Raw genomic sequence first — 18,614 nt, 5'->3', positions numbered from 1 at the left:
CCTCAGGCATTGAGCGGTTCAGCTTTTATTTTAAGATTTATAAACTATTTAATGGTATTAGAAATGCAGTATGTCAAACTCTGGCTCAAATCTTGCAATTTACTGTTTTAATTGAAATGCCACAACACCGCGGAGAAAACTATGTTGCGCTTTGTTTTTGCTATTATAGCTATATTGGCCTGTCAGCCAGCTTCGGCTCAGTATTACGCCCGCGGACACATTATAGACGACCTGGTGCAAAAAATAAGTTGGTTACGCTGTAGTTTAGGGCAAAGATGGCAACCAGACAAGCTAACCTGCATTGGAGAGGCACAACGCCTGAATTATAATGAGATTGAACAGGCCATTGCACAAGCCAACACTCAGCTTGGGGGCAGCTGGCGCTTGCCCACAAAATCAGAGTTGCAAACGCTTGTCTGCGACACCTGTTACGGTACAAAAATTGATTCTGTACTGTTTCCCAACACGGCTGCAGAGCCTTATTGGACGTCAAGTAAGAACTGGGTGGCACCGCGCAACCGTTGGAGTATCAGCTTCATGACAGGCGAGAGCTATGGACGTTTCTTCCCCGAGCAACGTTTGGCGGTGCGCCTTGTATCGGATAGATAATATCAGTTGTCTTTTGGCTTGAAGGCTTCACATAGCGTTGATATCCGTTCTGGCCTCGCGGGTGCTGTTGAGTTCCGTTTGGCGGCGCAACCAAAGCACAGGACATATCTCATTCCCTTCCCGAGACATGCTTGCCCAATACCTCTGACAAAAACGGGGGAAGGGTTTCGGTCACAAGAAATAGTTGCACTCCCATTCTCAAGAAACATAACGTGGATGCCTGTCGGAGCTGCCGCTTAAACAAATGAGCGCCTCCTGTCTGAAGCTACCTCCTCACGGCCCGTGAGCTTTTGTTGCCCTGACTTGCTGCACAAGTTCATCCGCTCGTCGCTTTGACATCCCAAATTCTTTGCGCAGGACTTCAAGCGCTCGTTCCTCATTGTTATCGAGGATTCCATCAAGCAAGAACAATCGCACCTGATCTTCAAATATCAAGCGGCGCCGCTCCATTTGAGAATTGAAAGAGGACACAACAATCCCAGTGATGAGAGCGACAACTATCACGCCAAATATCGCAGCTGTTGATGCAATAATCTTACCTGCGACCGTAACGGGTGTGATATCACCGTAGCCAACGGTGGTGAGTGTAATCAAAGACCAATACATTGACCCTGGTATAGATTTAAATCCATCAGGATGAACGCGATGTTCGGCAAAATACATGAGTGAGGAAGATACGATAAACACGATGACAAACAAATACAAAGCCGCATAGAATGACCTTCGTTCTTCCATGATGGCTTCAAACAAGTCTTCCAGCGCGGAATTATAGTTTGAAAGCTTCAAAATGCGCAAAAGACGAAATGCGCGAAGTATTCGTAGATCCACGTAAGGGAAGATGGCTTGGATATAAAACGGCAGTATTGAAACCAGATCAATGATACCGTTGAAACTCGTAATGTAGGCCCACCTTTGTTTGAGCCGGACTGAAAAATTAGGCGCCAATGCTATTGGCAAAGGTGCGCTCCAAATCCTCAGCACATACTCAACTGAAAAGATTAAAATACTGACGGCTTCAATTGCGTCTAAATATGCTCCAAACTGTTCGTAAATCGACGCAACAGACTCTAAAGCGATCGCAACAATATTAATGATGACAAGGGTCGCTAAAAAGTAGTCGACGTATCTACTGCCTTTGTCACCATGCTTAGCGTGCTGTAGGACTGTACCGCATCTGTTTTGAATGCGTCTGTACGCAGTACCCATGACGTGACCCTCCCTCAGTAGCAGCGCATGAGTTAATTAACAAAAATTCGCACCTAATAATAAAAAATATGAGTTCTCCAAGATATTTGGATAATCCTTTGAATTTGCCCTATCTTGACGCCCCATTTATTGTCCACCCAATGAGTCACGTAATGACTGGAATGTTGCGTTCTCTTTTTCCGAGGTCTGACAGTCAGCCGTAAGCGTCATGTTTCCTGTGACGCGCACGGGGGTTCCCGAAAATACCACACCCTCGTATTTTTTTGCCAAAGACAGCGTTAAGTAATGGGTATTGATTGTATTTACGCGGGCATAACCGCCAGAAAAAGCCGTAATCTTACCCGTTGTCAAATCTTGCACCCTAAAGGCGCTTTCGCGCAGTGGGCAGTTGTTCACTAACTGCACGTGAGCAACGACCGGCTTAGGTGTGACATTGAGAAATTGTGGCATTGTCATGAGCATATACACCCCAACTAAAGCTACCCCGAGTATAGCAAGCAGTGCCCCAGTCTTAAGCGCCATTCTACCACCTCCCAGATATCCTAATAACAAATAAGGGGCTGTTCTAGATAATTAGCCCATATTCTTCCTAACCCATTGTCTTAGTGTCGTTAACTGGCGCTTTGGGTCAGGTGTGTTGAAGCGCCACTCGAATTCTTTCAAATATAGCGCAAAATGCTCTCTCGGGACACCGTTGAATTTGCGCATATGACGCTTGGCTTGGTTCCAAAAATTCTCGATGCCATCGATGTGATTTCGGCCCTCTGCAAAGAGCTCAGAATGATTGATACGGAAGTGCTTGAACGAGCTGAAATCAAGCGCGTTGTATCCCCGCCAGCTGTGTGAATAAACGATGCTGTCGGGCATCACTTTACGTTCAATGATGGGCACCAGCGTCTTCCCAGCCGCATCTGGGATCACGCGTGTGTAAACTTTTCCACCATGCTTGAGTAGACCAAATACAGGGATTTTCCCAGCAGCGCCGCGTCCGCGCCTGCCTTTCTGGCGACACCCAGAGTAGCTCGCGTCAACCTCAATCTCGCCACCTAACATGGCTTCGCTCTCAGCCTCTGGCTCGTACGCGACAACCTCGCGCAGACGGTGGAAGTAGAAGGCTGCGGAATTGCGATGCACGCCGACGAGGCTGGCCGCCGTTCGCGCCGTGGTTCCTGCTATAAATTGTTAAATCAAGCGGCCTTGCTTCGATTGGTTGATACGACTCTTTCTCATAGTCCCTTTGAAACCCCTTAATCGGGTTATCTAGGACAGCCCCTAAGTTATTTTAAGCTATAAATTATAAAAGGAGTTCACCCTGTTGTATCAATCAAGGCAACCGTACGTATTGAAGGAAACGAGCAATTAGAAGCATTAATCGCAAACTTGAGAGAGCTTGAGCGTTTTGACGGAACCCGCATCTCGTTGGCTCAAAACAATTCAGACACAGGCATAGCACCGCTCAGCATGTTTGTAGCTGCAGAACCACTACCTGACATTGTACGCAGTGTGCTCTCAGCCGCAGACGCCGCTGCGTCTGCTCATTACACGGCACCACCCCGTGGACAGCCATGGCCCGAACGTGTCGCAGCGGGAACCGCTGCACTGCAATCACGCACACGCTCAATCGCTCATACCGCTCTGCGCAACGGAGCACCGCGTGTCATCACCAACCGCAACCAGTTTTGGCAGCATCACGGCGCAGCACTTGCAGCACGCATTTTACTGCCCCGCCGCCCGTCTGAAAAATTGTAACAGAAACTCAACAAAGTTGCGAAAGGACGTAGTAAAGCGCAGATCTAGCATCTCACTAAGGCGCTCTAGCATCTCCCACTTTGTAGCTAGTATCTCAACATTTATTGTTAGCATCTAACGTTTTTTATCTAAGATATGCGTGAATCAAAAAGGCCCCCGCAAAGCGAGGGCCTTTTCAGTGTCTTGATAGATACTCTTAGCCTTGCAGCAGGCTTAGTACACCTTGCTTCGAAGCATTCGCCTGCGCCAGCATTGCTGTTGCCGCTTGGCTCATGATCTGCGACTTGGTCAGCTCACCAGTCACTTTAGCAAAGTCTGCATCCTGAATGCGGCTCATACCAGATTGAAGGTTGACTGAGACATTCGACAAGTTGTTGATCGTGTGGTCCATCCGGTTAGAAACCGCACCAAGTTCTGCACGCTGAGTGTTGATTTGAAGCAATGCAGCGTCTATGCGTTTGATTGCATCAGCCGCATTTGTGGCGCTGGATACGCTAATAGCGCCAGTGTTTATTGCTTCGGCGACCTCATCAGCAGCAAGTGACTGAATATTTGTAACAACAGTTGAACCACCCTGATTTGCTGTTGTTCCTGTCAGAGTACGTGTCAGAGAAACCCCTGCAGTAGTTGCTGTGTTGGCAGTCACAGTCAACCCAACAATACCAGCTGCATCAATTGTGTCTTTCATTTGTGCAGACAAACCGGCAAGATCATTTGTATATCCATCAGTTCCAACTACAACTGAAAACTCCTGGCCCGCAACTTCGAAAGTATAGGCATCACCAACCGCATACGAAGCAGCTGTAGCTGTACCACCGTTGCCTACATCAGTCCCAGAAATTTCAATCGTTGCAGATGCCTGTGCGCCTACGCTCGTAACGACGAACTCATCACCGCTATTCACTACGCCATTACCCGCAATCACATCAGCTGTGATGGTTACTGTGTTGGCACTAGCGTCTTTTGCAGCGCTTATACCGCTGATGCCAGCATTATTAATTGCAACTGCCAGTTGGTTCGCAACACCTGCAAGAGTATCGCTGTAGCCATCGTCTTCAGAAGTTGTGAAGGAAACAGTTTCACCGAACAAATCAAACGACATCTGTTGACCTGCCACAAATCCACCCGAAATTGTAATTATGAATAGCCCCTAGATTTGTAGACGCCTTGCTTGGTAATTTTAGAAGCAAGGAGACAGTGATGTCAGGGATTAGATTTACAGATGAGTTCAAGCGTGACGCGGTCGCACAAGTGGTGGATCGGGGCTATTCGGTTTCTGAGGTGTCGGAGCGTTTAGGGATCAGCACCAAGTCACTATACACGTGGAAGGCACAGTTTTCGCAGCCACGCAAACGGATCTTCGAGACCACGGAACAAGCCGCCGAGATCTGGCGGTTGAAGAAAGAACTCGCCCGCGTTTCTGAGGAGCGCGATATTTTAAAAAAGGCCACCGCGTACTTCGCCAGGGATGCAAAGTGAGGTACGCGTTTATGGCAGAGCATCGGCCGATCTTTTCGGTTCGCGCCATGTGCCGTTGCTTGCGCCTGCATCCGAGCGGTTTCTATGCATGGGTTAAAAACCCGTTAAGCCATCGTGCGCAGGAAGATGAACGCCAGACAAAGCTGCTCAAAGAAGCTTGGGAAGAAAGCGGCAACATTTATGGCTACCGTAAACTGCACGATGATCTCTGCGATCTGGGTGAGACCTGTTGTCCAAATCGTGTGGCCCGACTGGCCAGGTTAGCTGGAATATACGCGCAAATCGGATACAAACACCGCCCTGGCAAGTACGGTGGCAAGCCATCAGTCGTCGTTGATAATACGCTAGACCGCCAATTCGATGTCGAGGCCCCCAACAGCGTCTGGGTAACAGATATCACCTATATCAAAACGCACGAAGGGTTCTCGTATCTGGCTGTCGTGATCGATCTCTTCTCCCGCCGCATCGTGGGATGGTCAATGCAGAACAGGCAACCAACAGACCTCGTGTTGCAGGCGCTGCTAATGGCTGTTTGGCGGCGCAAACCAACGAGCAAAGTTCTCGTGCATTCTGACCAAGGTTCACAGTTCACAAGCATTGATTGGGCGTCATTTCTCAAACACCACAATCTGGAACACAGTATGAGCCGTCGCGGGAACTGCCATGACAATGCAGTGGCCGAAATGTCAACGGCAGAGTAAAATTGGACCAAAGGGCAGCGCAAAATGTTGCCACATTGAAGGTGGCGTGATGAGGGTGCAGCCGTAGGCCAGCATCCGGGCGGCCGCGCTTGTCATATAGCTGGCGGTTGCCCGGATGCTGTGGCCCGTCAGGGCCAATCTGTGCTGATTGTGGTTTAGGTTTTGGGTGTTGCCTGACGCGCCTTGCTCTGGCCAAGGCGGTAGCTTTCGCCATTCATCTCAAGGATGTTGACGTGGTGGGTTAGGCGGTCGAGCAGCGCGCCTGTCAGGCGTTCTGATCCAAAGGTCTCGGTCCATTCGTCAAATGGCAGGTTGCTTGTGATCAGCGTGGATCCGCGCTCGTAGCGTTGGGAGATCAACTCGAACAAAAGCTCGGCCCCTGTTTTGCTCAACGGCACAAAGCCCAACTCGTCGATGATCAGCAGCCTGTAACCCACCATCTGCTTCTGAAGCCGCAGGAGCCTGCGTTCATCTCGGGCCTCCATCAGCTCGTGAACCAGCGCTGCAGCCGTGACAAAGCCGACAGACAGGCCTTTTTGACAGGCAGATAGGCCAAGGCCCAAGGCGACATGCGTTTTGCCGGTGCCTGAGGGACCGAGCGCTATGACATTCTCGCGCCGGTCAATCCATTCGCAACGCGCCAACTCCAGCACCTGCATCTTGTTCAAGGCAGGGATTGCCTTGAAGTCGAAGCTGTCCAGGCTTTTGACGGCCGGGAACTTGGCCGCTTTGATGCGCCGTTCGATCATCCGCCGTTCACGGTCGATCATTTCCAATTCGACCAAACGTGCAAGGAACTGAACATGGTCATGCCCCTCTGTGGCGCATTGCCGGGCCAGTTTGCCATATTCCCGCAACACTGTTGGCAAGCGGAGAGATTTGAGCCGGTGATCTAGTAGGATTTGAGGCGCTTGTGTCATGCGGCTTTCCCCCGCTTCATCAGGGACATGTAACTGGCCGCCGACGTCGTGCCAACATTGGCCTTTGGCAGATATGGATAGACATCCAGGTCCAGTTTGGGCGGTCGCTTCTCGACCTGGCACAAGACAAGATGCTTGATGGCATCAAAACCGATCGCGCCCATGCGCAGCGCATTTTTGACGGCGACATTCAGATCGGCCATCTCGAACGTTTCCAAGAGCCGCAAGACCTGCACATACTCGCGCCGGCCAGCCTTGATCATGCGGGCCTCCATCAAGCGGCGCAGGGTCGCAAAATCTTCTGGCAGTTCCCATGCGACCAGCGGAGCAGCTTGATCCAGAGCCCCGGTCTTTTGCTCCAACAGCGGCAGATAGTGAACAGGATCAAAGACCATGTCTTCGCGGTCCCAGCACCGCGGGTGGCGGGCGATCACATCGCCACCACAGCCAATGACGACCCGATCGACATAGCCGCGGACCCAGACGTCACGGTGGCCATAAGCAACGGGCACCGAGTAATCATTGGTTTTGTAGCGCACCAGGGATTGCGAGTTCACCTGGCCACTGGACTGATCGCAGGCATCAAATGGAGACGCCGGCAGATCCATCATCGCTTCAAGGTCGCGGGCCAGTCGTTGCCCGATGCTGTCGCCATGCCCGCGCAAGACATCCGTCTGGCGCTTGCGGCATTGCTCTTCCAGCCAGAGGTTAAAAGCCTCCCAGGTCGGGAACTGAGGCATCGGCACCATGAAGTTGCGCCGCGCATACCCGACCAGCCCCTCAACAGCGCCTTTGTCATTGCCCTTGCCGGGGCGACCATAACGATCCTGGATGAGGTAATGCGACAGGAACCCGCTGAACAGTTTGGTCCGTTTGCGCGAACCGCCCGGCAGGATCTTCGCAACAAGGCATCGGTCATTGTCATAAAGAACCGACTGTGGAACCTTGCCGAAGAAAGCAAAAGCATGGACGTGACCGTCAACCCAAGCTTCAGACACCGCCGCAGGGTAAGCACGCACAAAGCAGGCGTCACTGTAGGGCAAATCAAGTGCAAAGAAATGCGCCTTCTGCTCAACCCCGCCGATTACAACCATGGCTTCGCCGAAATCCGCTTGGGCGTGGCCAGGGGCATGGGCCAGCGGCACAAACATCTCCCGCCTGCGCCGGCCATGTTCCCGGACGTAATTCTTGACCGTCGTGTAGCCGCCCATGAAGCCATGCTCATCGCGCAGCCTCTCAAAAACCCGTTTGGCAGTGTGCCTTTGCTTGCGGTTCCGGTTGAGGTCGTCCTGCAACCACTGATCGATGAAGCCGGTGAACCCGTCCAACTTGGGCCGCTTGATCTGCGCCGTTCGTTGATATCCGGGCGGGACCGAAAACATCATCATCTTCGCCACGCTCGCACGCGATATCCCAAAATGGTTCGCTGCCGCCCGTTCGCTCATGCCGCCCCGACGCGCGAGGCGGACCTTCCTGTAAAGTTCCACGCTGAAAATACCCCCGCCCTCCCTGCAAACAGAAAGGGCCAAAGTGGCAAAGTTTTACTCTGCCCGCAGCAAGACAATCTCGCCACTTCCATGGCTCACTTTTGCATTGCCGTTCTCACCGAAAGCTTCTTCAACTTGCTTAAACGCGAACGCATTCGGCGTCGGACATATAAAACAAGAGAAGACGCGAGATCCGACGTGTTCGATTACATCGAGATGTTCTACAATCCGAAGCGCAAACACGCTAGAAATGGGATGTTGTCACCAGCAGACTTTGAAAGGCAACAACAACGGAAGCTGCAAGGCGTCTAAGAAACTAGGGGCTATTCATCTCGTTGGCTCAAAACAATTCAGACACAGGCATAGCACCGCTCAGCATGTTTGTAGCTGCAGAACCACTACCTGACATTGTACGCAGTGTGCTCTCAGCCGCAGACGCCGCTGCGTCTGCTCATTACACGGCAACACCCCGTGGACAGCCATGGCCCGAACGTGTCGCAGCGGGAACCGCTGCACTGCAATCACGCACCCGCTCAATCGCTCATACCGCTCTGCGCAACGGAGCACCGCGTGTCATCACCAACCGAGAGCAGTTTTGGCAGCATCACGGCGCAGCACTTGCAGCACGTTTTTTACTGCCCCGCCGCCCGTCTAAAAAATTGTAGCAAATACTCAACGGTTTTGCTAAAAAACGTAGTAAAGCGCACTTCTAGCATCTCACTTACGCGCTCTAGCAACTCCCGTTTGGCAGCTAGCATCTCCACATTTATTCTTAGCATCTAGCGTTTTTCATCTAAGATATGCGTGAAACAAAAAGGCCCCCGCAAAGCGAGGGCCTTTTCAGTGTCTTGATAGATGCGCTTAGCCCTGCAGCAGGCTCAACACACCTTGCTTAGAAGCATTCGCCTGCGCCAGCATTGCTGTTGCCGCTTGGCTCATGATCTGCGACTTGGTCAAATCGCCAGTCACTTTGGCAAAGTCAGCATCTTCAATGCGCGACTGTGAGGCTTCAGTGTTAACCACAACGTTGCCGAGGTTGTTGATCGTGTGGTCGAGACGGTTAGACACAGCGCCAAGCTCAGAGCGTTGTGCGTTGATCTGCTCAAGTGCACGGTCAATCGCATCAATTGCTGAGTTAGCACCAGCAGAAGATGTGATGTTAATTGCGGCAATAGCGCTCTGCGAAGCGGCAGTACCAGTGTCATCTAGAAGTTTCCCTACCCCTTGTTCCGAACCTGGCGAAGCTGTCATGACCCCTGCACCATCTGACGTAAAGTTCGTCAGCTCAATTTTACCACCCAAAGCGTTTGTCAAAACTACGTCAGAAGTGCCGCTGGCAACCGTTGCTGCAATATTGGAGCCGACATTGGTTAGCGCACTATTGATCTCTGCCAGAATTGCAGCGTTGTCAGTAGTGTCGAAAGAAGTAAGGCGCACTACTGCATTCGTTTGACCATCTGAAATTTTGAAAGTTACACTATCTGTAGCATCCATTGACAAGTTCATAGTGGTTGCACTGGCTTTTCCAGCCGCTGCGGTCGAAGCACCCGTAACCGCTGCGGTATCACTAAGGGTAGCAGAACCACCCTGCCCCGCAGCTGTAGCAGCTGTCGCAATTCCCGTACCAGTTGATGCGAATTCAGTGATCGCGATAGCACCACCAGCAGCATTAGTGAGTAACAAGTCACCATTTGAAAGAGACGCGCGCACTCCCGTTGTATCAGACTGTGCATTAACGGCTGAAACCATGTTGCCTAAATCGCCACCTGTGATCGTTGCGGTCACCAACGTACCACCGATTTTGAAAGAGTATTCATCGTCCTTGGAGAAGCTCATAGTAGTTTCTGATGCGACTGCCTCAGAACCATTTGTTGTAGATGCTTGCTGCGCGGTAACGAGGTTTGTTCCCCCCAAAGTCGCGGTACCAGCGGTTACAGCCGCTTTACCAGTTGAAGAGAAACCATCTAATGTAATCGCAGTACCGGCAGCCTGAACATTTTCAATCTCAAGCTTACCATCAACAACCCTAGCCTCAACAAGACCAGCAACGCCAACAGTAGCATTCGCATTAATAGCATCCCGAGTTACTGCCAATGCTTCTTCAAGTGATTTACTGGCAGAAGCTGTAGCAACAGTGAAGGTTTCACCACCAAGATCGAATTGATAATCGCCTTCAGCTTCCGAGAAGCTGAGCTGTACGATGTCTGTTCCATCGATGGCCGTCGTATCAACGCCACCATTAGCATAGGTGTTAGATGGTGTGCTAGTATCAGCGTCAACTCTCACTGTAAGAGCCATAGATCCTGCAGATCCTGCAACTGACGATACAGCTTGGAAGTTCGTGATGTCGATTGCGGCACCAGTGCTATCAGCCAGAGAGAAGGCCTGACCAGTAACTGAAGAAGCTGCTGCTCCATCACCGATTGCAAGCTTTAACTCCGCAAGTAACGCAGCTTCTGTTGTAGTAGTACCTAAGTTCTCAACACTGATGTTTGTTCCATTAACGGTGAACGAGTAATCCTTTCCCGATTGGAGCGTAAGCGTACCTGTAGATGGTGTTGCCGCTCCGCCACCTGTGTTACTCAGGGCAGTAACTGGAGCTGCGTCATTCAGCAAAGCACTCGAGCCAGAACCTGAAACCGAGGTGTAAGACATAGTACCGTTTGAAGCTGAGGTGAATGACGAGATCGCGATGCTATCGCCAAGAGCATTTGTAACTGTCACCACGTTCCCGTTTGCAGTCGCAGTTGCTGCCCCACTCGCCATCGTTCCTGCAGTAACGGCTGTTTGGATTGCAGTATTGATTTTGGTGGCAACGTCGGTAGCAGACCCAGCTGATACAGAAGCACCAGCGATGGTAAGTGCGTCAGTTCCACTCGCACCATCCCCGACAGTCAATGTAAAACCGTATGAGTCATTGCCATTGAATGCCATCTGCGCAATTGAGGGCGTAGCGGCAGTACCTTGAGCAGTGTTTGAAGTTACTGCATTAGACGCGGCAGCGGTAAGTGTCGTGCCTAGTGCGGTGGAAGACATGTTTCCTATGCTGAATGCCAAGGTCTCACCACTTAAGTTACCAATTTGAAGCGTTTGGGTGCCCGAAGTCCCGTCCAACAGATTTTTATTATTGAAGGTAGTGGTGTCAGTAACACGGTCGATCTCCGCGATTAATTGATCAACTTCTGCGTTCAAATTTGTACGATCTTGAGCACTCATCGTGTCACTTGCAGACTGAAGCGCCAACTCACGCATCCGCTGCAACATGTTCGTAATTTCGTCCATCGCGCCTTCTGCGGTATCCACCATCGACTGACCATCAGCTGCGTTGCGCATCGCTTGGTTCAAACCACGCACTTGGCTTTCCATGCGGGTTGCGATGCTGAGACCCGCAGCATCGTCGGCTGCCGAGTTGATACGCTTGCCTGACGACAGCGCTTCCATCGCGGATTCCATCTCTTTGTTCACTTTGCTCAAGTTATACTGAGCGTTGATGGACGCGGTGTTGGTATTAATAACAGTCATATCTCTAGACTCCCTTAGGTTTATGCCAAGAGCAGCATGAACGCTACGGCCTTAAATTACCTTGGCGACACTTGCAGTCTGGCTCCTGAATAGAAAAACGACCGAATTTCAAAATGTTTAGAAAAATTTAAAATAAGTTGGTTTGGGCGCATAGACATAGCTACCTAACGCACGCTGTGGCCAAATATTACGGGAGGTAGTGTGCTTAGGGACACAGGCCCGTTTTTTGACATACGATATAGCGCGCCCAAAACGCATATTTTGTTAGGGTTTTGTTAACATCCGTCAATTTTCCAACTTTCCGGGGCGTCAAATTCAATACTTTTGAGGTCAAAATGCCTGCGCTACTGTAGTGGCTGGAGGGCTTGATATGAAATTCACGGCATCACAGACAGTCAGTCAGAAACAGTCGATCGTCATCACTGCGCAATTGCAGCAAGCAATAAAGTTGTTGCAGATGAACAATTTTGAACTTGGTCAGTTTTTGGAAGAACAGTCCGTCGACAACCCGTTTTTGGATGTTGAAAGCGCAACCCTACATGAAAGCGCCTCAACGAAAGAATATGACACACCTGTTGCAGCATCGGTGACGCCCACCGACATTAAAGTTGGCGAAGCCGCCGAAGACACGCCGCTCAACAACGAGGCGCTCGAAAACACATTTGAATCCAGCCTGCTCGATTTGGGCAATAAAACCAGCAGCGGCATGGCGCATCAAGATTGGGATATGATTGCTTCCACGGTTGAAGAGCGGAAACCTTCTTTATACGCGTATGTGTGCGGCGAAATTGACCAGCTGCTCGCCGAGCCAAAAGAACGGATGATCGGTTATGCGTTAGCCGAAGCCATAGAGCCCTCAGGTTGGTTAGGGCAACCCGTTGAGGAGATTGCCCTGATGTTGCGCGTTTCTGAAGCGTTGGTATGCCAAGTGCTTATAAAGTTGCAGACACTTGAGCCCGCAGGATTGTTCGCGCGCTCATTGAGTGAATGTCTCTTGCTGCAAGCACGTGAACAAGACAACGACACAACAGATTTTGAACGCCTTCTTGCCCATTTGCCCATGCTGGCCAAAGGCGACATGAAAGCCTTAAAGAAAGCGTCTGGTCTTTCTTTGGAGAGGTTGCGTACATTGATTAGCCTGCTCCGCAGCTTTAATCCAAAACCAGGAAGCGTCTTTGAGGGGGCCGCTGAACCCATACGCGCGCCAGACCTGATTGTTCAAGCGAGCGCTGACGGTTGGAAAGTAGACTTAAACCGCAGCACAATGCCAAGCATTCACATCAATCGGGCCCTTGCTAAAGCAGCTCTGAAATCCCTGCGAAGCGACGATGATAAAAAATTCACCACGGAGCGGGTCGCCGACGCCAATTGGTTGCGGCGCGCCATTGAGCAACGCAATTCAACAACACTGGCCATTGGCGCAGAGATTGTCCGCCGCCAACAAGCCTTTCTAGAGCAAGGCATAGGTGCCTTACGCCCATTGGTTTTGCGCGATGTGGCAGAGGCAATCGATGTGCACGAGAGCACCGTAAGCCGTGTGACATCAGGCTTGATGATGGCGACACCACAGGGCACATTTCGCTTGAAAGCTTTGTTTAGCGTTGGGCTGCAAGGCAATGGCGACGATGGCGCTGAAGCAGCTTCAGCGATAAAGTACAAAATTAAGAAATTGATAGAAACCGAACCACCCTCAGCCCCTTATAGCGACGATAAAATCGTAGACTTCATGGCGAAAGAAGGCGTCAAGCTTGCCCGGCGTACTGTGGCCAAATACCGCGATATGCAAAACATCCCGTCGTCTTTCCAACGTCGCCGCGCAGCTTCAGTGGCAGGGCTCGCCTAACTCGCAAACAACTCATCCAACAATACGCGATGCGCCTGCGGGATTTTCTTCAAGGCGTCTTGAAGCGTTTGGAAACTGAAAGCAACAACTTCAACCTTTCCATGCGCCACGCCGATACCTTGCCACTTTCCGTTGATCAACGCGTCATGGATGCCCACGATTTGCTGTGGCCCAACCCAGCGCCTTAGCTTTGAGCCGTCATTTGAAAACACAAGCAACGTACCTTTTGAGACCAAAAAAAATGACGTTACCGGCATTCCCTTAATAAACAGCACTTCAGAATGGATCAGCTCCATAACTTCACCGTGGCTGAGCAAATTCCGCACAGGTGTGTTGGATGCTTCTCCCATTTATCCGACCCCTCGCAGGGCAAGATCCTCGGCAGCAAAACATCTCGCAATCGTCCATGTGAGCGGGTTGTCGATACACAGGCGCTCGCGGATCAGTGTACGAGGAATATGCACAATATCACATTCGGTTTGCGCTTTAATCGGAGTTACAAAGTGAGATGCCGCCAGAAACTCTTTAAAGTTGAGCACGTGTCCCTCATGATACACAACACCGTCTGCGCCACGCGCCGTACCTTTTTTCAAGAGAAAGACCCTGTCTGTTTCACAGCCTGCCTCTAACAACATGGCTCGCGCTTGAACGCGATGGCGTGGCAGAGCGGCCAGTGACAGGCTATTGATAAAACTGGAGTGCATTTATATCCCCTTGCTAGGGTCAACGTCCCCGCAACGGATTACTTTAGGCCTGCGTTTCGTAATTTTTCGAAAAGCGTTTCAAATGGACAAACGTTAGCCTTGCGACTTGGCTTCAGCCTCTCGCAATTCCTTACGTTGAAGCCGGTTTAATTTCGGCTGCTCTGCAGTTTTGTCGAACGCAAATTTAATTTCAGGGTCAATTTCGCGACACGTTTCCCTCACTTCGTTCTCGCTTTGCCCCGCCAATACGAACCAATAAAATTTGTTTTCAAACAAATGATACGAGCGAAGCAAATTAAGCTGTGCGCGCTTCACATAAAGGCAGGTCATGCCATAGGCCAAAAAGAACAACAAAATATGCGTCAAAAATGTGATTGCATATACAATCGCTATAGCAATCATTGGATAATACAAGCGGTGATTGAGCATCCACAAGACAGGAGCAATCCCAGCCAAACTGTCTGAGCGTGTTTCATGCATTGCAGCGTTTCTGTGCAAGTCTTTAAACACTTCGAAGTTCTGATAATTCTCAATAGGGCCAAACTTGAGGCTCTGAAAACCCTCCACAACCTGAACTGTCTCCTCAGGCGTCGCAAAATCAAACTTTGCTTTGAGCGGCTGCTCAAAACAGACGCTGAAGAATAAACCGTCGCGCCAAAACGTAATCAGCCAAGCGATGTCTGGCTCTGTTGGGTCAAAATCTTCAAAAGCACTCTTGAGCGTTTCGCCATCTCCCAAGAATAGATCGCCGTCTATAGCGACCAAGATATCCCCTTCGCGCATACGATGAGCAACCGCCAACCGCCCCATCCCACCTTTCCGAAGTTTCAGAAATTGGGGGAGCTGTGCGGCGCTCGCTGGCGCTTCATCAGCGAAATCTTCAAGTGCCATGTTACATCCTCGGCGCTTTGACCAGGTTTATGGGAAGGTGATGGGCGCGTCTGATGTGCGCTTTGGTTTGGCTGTCGCAGCCGGCGTTGGGCGCTTACGCGATTTGGGCGGCGGGCTGTTGGCGGCTGTGATTTTCGCAGAAATCTCTCTTTGCAGCATAAGGACCGTCTCCAGCTTTGCTGTCAGTTCTTTATTTGGGGCGGCATCAGCACCTGAGGGGTTATCTTGTGCCGCAAGACTGGCAGAAAGCGCACTTTGTGCCGCCTCAAGCGAGGCCAGCGCTTGAGAAATAGTATCGGTCTGTTGCGCCAAATCGGTATCAAATTTTTCAAGCATCGCTGTGCTAAATTGCGACACCACTGCTGTTGTGGTCTCTGAAAGCTCAGCCAAGCCTTCTGCTGTTATTGCTTGAGCTTCCGCCTGACTTTCCTCAATGCGACTTACAGCGATATTGGTGGCTTCCGCTGTCTCAGACATTTCGGATTGTTTGGTGAGTGCTTCATCAAGTAATGTGGTTGCCAATGCAAGTTTATCGACATTTTCCGCGAATATGACCAATGCCTCAAGCGACGTGTTGTTGCTGGTTTCCATGGTTTCCATGGTGCGATAATACATCATCGAAGCAGCAAGCACGGCGATAAGGCTGGCGGCGGCCGAGCTGGCAAAAACAATTGTGGCGTTCTTATATAGTTTTTTCACCTCGCCCTCCACGGCAGAATAATCCTGTTTGATACGCGCGAACTCATCAGTGACATTCGTTGCTGCATCGGCTGCGTCCAACGCGATCTTGATGCCCTCCTCGACAGCTTTCGTTTGGGTCGTCATCCCCGCCTCCTGACAGTTTTCTCTGATGCACGCCGTGATGGCGTAAATTTCTCATTGAATTGAGCACATTTCGTGCCAGTTGCTGTAAAAACTTCCAAACTGGGCGATCTCTGCGACTTAAAACCAAATTTTTTACATCCGTGAGGTCTCTGCACATCAAATGTAACAAAGTAATACGTGCACCGACCACAAGCGATATGAGACCCCCCTGAACTCATTTGAATTTCCGCTGGATTGCAGCGGCCATATCAGCAATAATAAACCTCAATCCCCCGAGCAGGCACATGATAGAGGCACCAAACAAGCCATAGATCTGCCAACTGGGGGCAACGCTCATCAATGCAAGCGCCTCAAGTGCAATCCAGGCTGACATCCCAAAAAAACAAATTGTCGAGATCATTTCGCCCATGCTGCGCGTTCGTTTGCTGCTCATGTTTATGTCTCCCCACCCAGAGATTTACCGTTTTTATCAAATTGCAGTTCATTCGGAATATCGACCCAAGGCTCCTCAGGCGTCTCGCCTCGATCAAGGCGGAACACATAAGCCAAGACCGCCGCAACCGCGGTGTAGACACCATCGGTGATCTCTTGCCCAATATCGCCAGTGAAATATAGCGCACGTGCCAACAGCGGGCTGCGGAAGATTGTGACGTCGTGCTCGTTTGCTTTCTCGATGATACGCTCCGCCATTTTCCCACGACCCATTGCCAAAATGATTGGTGCGCGCGTTTCACCCGGGACATATTTCAGCGCTACAGCAAAATGTGTCGGGTTTGTAATAATGGCAGTGGCTTCAGCCACATTTTCAACCGCAGCACCCTGCTCTGATGCACGCCGGCTTGCTTCCATCTGTAAGCGACGGATGCGCGATTTGACTTCGGGCGAGCCCTCGGTTTGCTTGTGCTCGTCTTTCATATCTTGCCGGCTCATGCGCAGCTTTTGCATATGTGTGTACATGGCATAGGCCAAATCAAGGGCTGCAATGGCACCCAGGACAATAATAGATGCGGCCAGCGCCAGCATCGTGCCCCAGAACACCTCATGTAAAGCTGCCGTCAAGCCTGTGCTGGTGAGGCGCAATACTGTCGGCAGGAGCACCCAGATAACACCCGCAAAGGCAGCGCCAAGAAAGACAACCTTGGCGACAGCCTTGGCCAGTTCAACCAACCCTTTGACCGAAAACATACGCTTGAGCCCGCTCAAAGGATTGATGCGATTGCCTTTAAAGGCCATGGCTTTGGCTGTAAAATTAATGCCGCCCCCGATCGCCCCTTGTGTTGCCAATACAGCAACAAGCATGGGCAGACCAATAATTGCCGACACAACAATAAATATCCAAAGCGCATGGCCAAGGTTCGTCAAAATCTGGCTGTCCATTTTATCGAGGCCGCCAAACCGGAAAAATGACATCCAATGACCAATCTGAGACGGAATATAGATCGACAAGGCGTAGATCATAGCGATCCCCATCGCCATGGTGGCAAAAACAAACATCTCTTTGGATGACAACACTTCGCCATCTTCCGCCGCTTTTTCTAAGCGCCGCTGAGTTGGGTCCTCTGTCTTTTCTTGGCTCTCATCACCACCTTCAGCCATTGGACATACTTTCGATAAGGGTTCTCAAAACGGCCATTGTCGACTCAATCAGATCTGAAAAAGACCAAGCCAAAGGCGTAACAGATAAAACAAGGAGCACGAATACGCTCAGGATTGTGATTGGGAAGCCGAATGAAAACAAATTAAGCTGCGGCGCTGATTTTGTAATGATGCCAATGGCCAAGTTAATTATAAACAACACCGCTACAATGGGCAGCATGACGCTTGCGGCAAAAGCAAACATCAACCCAGCCGCATCTATCCCTGTTTGAAACATCGCCCCATAAAGCAGCGGAGCACCAATGGGCACCAATGTGTAGCTTTCAATCATCAACGCCAGCACCAGCATATGGCCGTTGAGCGCAAAAAAAATGACCAACGAAAACAGGGTGAGAATCTGACTGATCACTGGCGTTTGCCCGCCCCCATTCGGATCAACTTGCATAGCAAAAGACAAGCCAGAAGATGCCGCAATTTTTTCACCCGCCAAGCCGACGGAGGCAAAAATAATTGTCATGCAGAGTCCAACGCAGAGCCCAATGGCCAATTCTTGTAATACCAAAGGCACCACAAAGAACGACGTCAAGACAGTGACATCAGGCGCCTCGATCTGGCTCATGATAAACAATCCAAGCCCAATTGAGAAAACAATTCTGATTTGCAAAGGCACCATACGCGAGCCAAAAAACGGCGCCGATATCAGAAAAGCACAAATGCGGAGATTGACCAAGAACACTTGCAGAAAAACATCAAACAAGGCCTGCAAAGGCATGCCAGGCAAACCCGCCAAAGATATGGAATTGATCGGTATCATCTCCCGACAGCCACGATTTCTTCAAAAATAAAAGCAAAGTAATCTGTCAATTGCGTCATCATGAACCCTGACAAAAGTGCCATGGTGAGCAGCACCAAGATGAGCTTTGGCACGAAACTCAATGTCATTTCATTGATCGAAGTCGCGGCCTGCAAAACACCGATAACCAAACCGATCGCCAGCGCCACGCCCAAAATGGGGCCTGCGGCGAGAATGATTTGCCAGAAGGCAAGTCGGAGGTATTCAATGTTGTTATCAAAATCCATGG

18 protein-coding genes and 2 pseudogenes are annotated in these 18,614 nt (G+C 50.6%); 5 read left to right on the top strand and 15 right to left on the bottom strand.

Features of this window, described 5'->3' with window-relative positions; translation table 11 throughout:
* Positions 1-141 precede the first annotated feature (141 nt).
* Positions 142-609: an Lcl C-terminal domain-containing protein gene (locus tag IMCC12053_RS00680; RefSeq protein WP_062214781.1), complete on the top strand. Its 468-nt coding sequence runs from the start codon at positions 142-144 to the stop codon at positions 607-609.
* Between the two features lie 273 nt (positions 610-882).
* Here IMCC12053_RS00680 and IMCC12053_RS00675 read toward each other — a convergent pair whose 3' ends face one another.
* The 3 genes from IMCC12053_RS00675 to IMCC12053_RS00665 all read right to left on the bottom strand — a co-directional run bounded on the left by IMCC12053_RS00675 (position 883) and on the right by IMCC12053_RS00665 (position 2,991).
* The gene (locus tag IMCC12053_RS00675; RefSeq protein ID WP_062214779.1) at positions 883-1,815 is read right to left on the bottom strand and encodes an ion transporter; all 933 of its coding nucleotides are present in this window, start codon (positions 1,813-1,815) and stop codon (positions 883-885) included.
* Between the two features lie 126 nt (positions 1,816-1,941).
* The gene (locus IMCC12053_RS00670) at positions 1,942-2,337 is read right to left on the bottom strand and encodes a hypothetical protein (protein ID WP_062214777.1); all 396 of its coding nucleotides are present in this window, start codon (positions 2,335-2,337) and stop codon (positions 1,942-1,944) included.
* A 51-nt stretch (positions 2,338-2,388) separates the two neighbouring features.
* The gene (locus IMCC12053_RS00665) at positions 2,389-2,991 is read right to left on the bottom strand and encodes an IS1595 family transposase (protein ID WP_236852632.1); all 603 of its coding nucleotides are present in this window, start codon (positions 2,989-2,991) and stop codon (positions 2,389-2,391) included.
* A 285-nt stretch (positions 2,992-3,276) separates the two neighbouring features.
* Between IMCC12053_RS00665 and IMCC12053_RS00660 the strand changes: the two genes are divergently transcribed.
* Positions 3,277-3,564, top strand: a complete 288-nt coding sequence (locus tag IMCC12053_RS00660; RefSeq protein ID WP_062214775.1) for a hypothetical protein — start codon at positions 3,277-3,279, stop codon at positions 3,562-3,564.
* Between the two features lie 196 nt (positions 3,565-3,760).
* Here IMCC12053_RS00660 and IMCC12053_RS00655 read toward each other — a convergent pair whose 3' ends face one another.
* On the bottom strand, positions 3,761-4,666 hold the full coding sequence (locus IMCC12053_RS00655) for a flagellin (RefSeq protein WP_156320717.1): 906 nt from the start codon (positions 4,664-4,666) through the stop codon (positions 3,761-3,763).
* A 98-nt stretch (positions 4,667-4,764) separates the two neighbouring features.
* Between IMCC12053_RS00655 and IMCC12053_RS00645 the strand changes: the two are divergent.
* A pseudogene (locus tag IMCC12053_RS00645) lies at positions 4,765-5,726 on the top strand (IS3 family transposase); the annotation flags it as partial.
* A 173-nt stretch (positions 5,727-5,899) separates the two neighbouring features.
* Here the strand turns inward: IMCC12053_RS00645 and istB are convergent.
* Together istB and istA are read right to left on the bottom strand one after the other, a co-directional pair.
* Positions 5,900-6,664 (bottom strand): IS21-like element helper ATPase IstB, encoded by a 765-nt coding sequence (gene istB / locus IMCC12053_RS00640; protein WP_062214769.1) that lies wholly within the window; start codon positions 6,662-6,664, stop codon positions 5,900-5,902.
* Positions 6,661-8,151, bottom strand: a complete 1,491-nt coding sequence (gene istA, locus IMCC12053_RS00635; protein WP_062214764.1) for an IS21 family transposase — start codon at positions 8,149-8,151, stop codon at positions 6,661-6,663. The genes istB and istA overlap by 4 nt, the downstream gene beginning before the upstream one ends.
* A gap of 114 nt (positions 8,152-8,265) precedes the next feature.
* Between istA and IMCC12053_RS15650 the strand changes: the two are divergent.
* Positions 8,266-8,463: pseudogene (locus IMCC12053_RS15650) on the top strand (IS3 family transposase); the annotation flags it as partial.
* Between the two features lie 549 nt (positions 8,464-9,012).
* On the opposite strand, the gene IMCC12053_RS00625 reads toward IMCC12053_RS15650, so the two are convergent.
* A complete protein-coding gene (locus tag IMCC12053_RS00625; RefSeq protein WP_062214760.1) occupies positions 9,013-11,673 on the bottom strand; it encodes a flagellin N-terminal helical domain-containing protein in 2,661 nt (886 codons plus the stop codon).
* A gap of 370 nt (positions 11,674-12,043) precedes the next feature.
* On the opposite strand from IMCC12053_RS00625, the gene rpoN reads away from it, so the two are divergent.
* Positions 12,044-13,516 (top strand): RNA polymerase factor sigma-54, encoded by a 1,473-nt coding sequence (rpoN, locus tag IMCC12053_RS00620; RefSeq protein ID WP_062214758.1) that lies wholly within the window; start codon positions 12,044-12,046, stop codon positions 13,514-13,516.
* On the opposite strand, the gene IMCC12053_RS00615 is transcribed toward rpoN, so the two are convergent.
* From IMCC12053_RS00615 to fliQ, 8 genes are all read right to left on the bottom strand, one after another.
* Positions 13,513-13,866: a cyclic nucleotide-binding domain-containing protein gene (locus IMCC12053_RS00615; protein ID WP_062214756.1), complete on the bottom strand. Its 354-nt coding sequence runs from the start codon at positions 13,864-13,866 to the stop codon at positions 13,513-13,515. The two genes, rpoN and IMCC12053_RS00615, sit on opposite strands and share 4 nt — an antisense overlap.
* Positions 13,867-14,220 carry a cyclic nucleotide-binding domain-containing protein gene (locus tag IMCC12053_RS00610; protein ID WP_062214754.1) on the bottom strand — a complete coding sequence of 118 codons (354 nt, stop codon included), beginning with the start codon at positions 14,218-14,220 and terminating at the stop codon, positions 13,867-13,869.
* 93 nt (positions 14,221-14,313) lie between these two features.
* Positions 14,314-15,111, bottom strand: coding sequence for a cyclin family protein (locus IMCC12053_RS00605; protein ID WP_062214752.1), 798 nt, complete (start codon positions 15,109-15,111; stop codon positions 14,314-14,316).
* A gap of 27 nt (positions 15,112-15,138) precedes the next feature.
* A complete protein-coding gene (locus IMCC12053_RS00600) occupies positions 15,139-15,936 on the bottom strand; it encodes a hypothetical protein (protein ID WP_062214747.1) in 798 nt (265 codons plus the stop codon).
* A gap of 214 nt (positions 15,937-16,150) precedes the next feature.
* Positions 16,151-16,369 (bottom strand): hypothetical protein, encoded by a 219-nt coding sequence (locus tag IMCC12053_RS00595; protein ID WP_062214745.1) that lies wholly within the window; start codon positions 16,367-16,369, stop codon positions 16,151-16,153.
* 2 nt (positions 16,370-16,371) lie between these two features.
* Positions 16,372-17,532, bottom strand: a complete 1,161-nt coding sequence (locus IMCC12053_RS00590; RefSeq protein ID WP_062214743.1) for an EscU/YscU/HrcU family type III secretion system export apparatus switch protein — start codon at positions 17,530-17,532, stop codon at positions 16,372-16,374.
* Positions 17,525-18,346 (bottom strand): flagellar biosynthetic protein FliR, encoded by an 822-nt coding sequence (gene fliR, locus IMCC12053_RS00585; protein ID WP_062214741.1) that lies wholly within the window; start codon positions 18,344-18,346, stop codon positions 17,525-17,527. Before fliR ends, IMCC12053_RS00590 begins: the two co-directional genes overlap by 8 nt.
* Positions 18,343-18,612 (bottom strand): flagellar biosynthesis protein FliQ, encoded by a 270-nt coding sequence (fliQ, locus tag IMCC12053_RS00580; RefSeq protein WP_062214739.1) that lies wholly within the window; start codon positions 18,610-18,612, stop codon positions 18,343-18,345. Before fliQ ends, fliR begins: the two co-directional genes overlap by 4 nt.
* Positions 18,613-18,614 lie beyond the last annotated feature (2 nt).

Origin of the sequence: Celeribacter marinus (genome assembly GCF_001308265.1) — a bacterium.
Classification (GTDB): Bacteria; Pseudomonadota; Alphaproteobacteria; order Rhodobacterales; family Rhodobacteraceae; genus Celeribacter; species Celeribacter marinus.
Note: the sequence above shows the minus strand (reverse complement) of the source record. Positions and strands in the feature narration are given on the sequence as shown.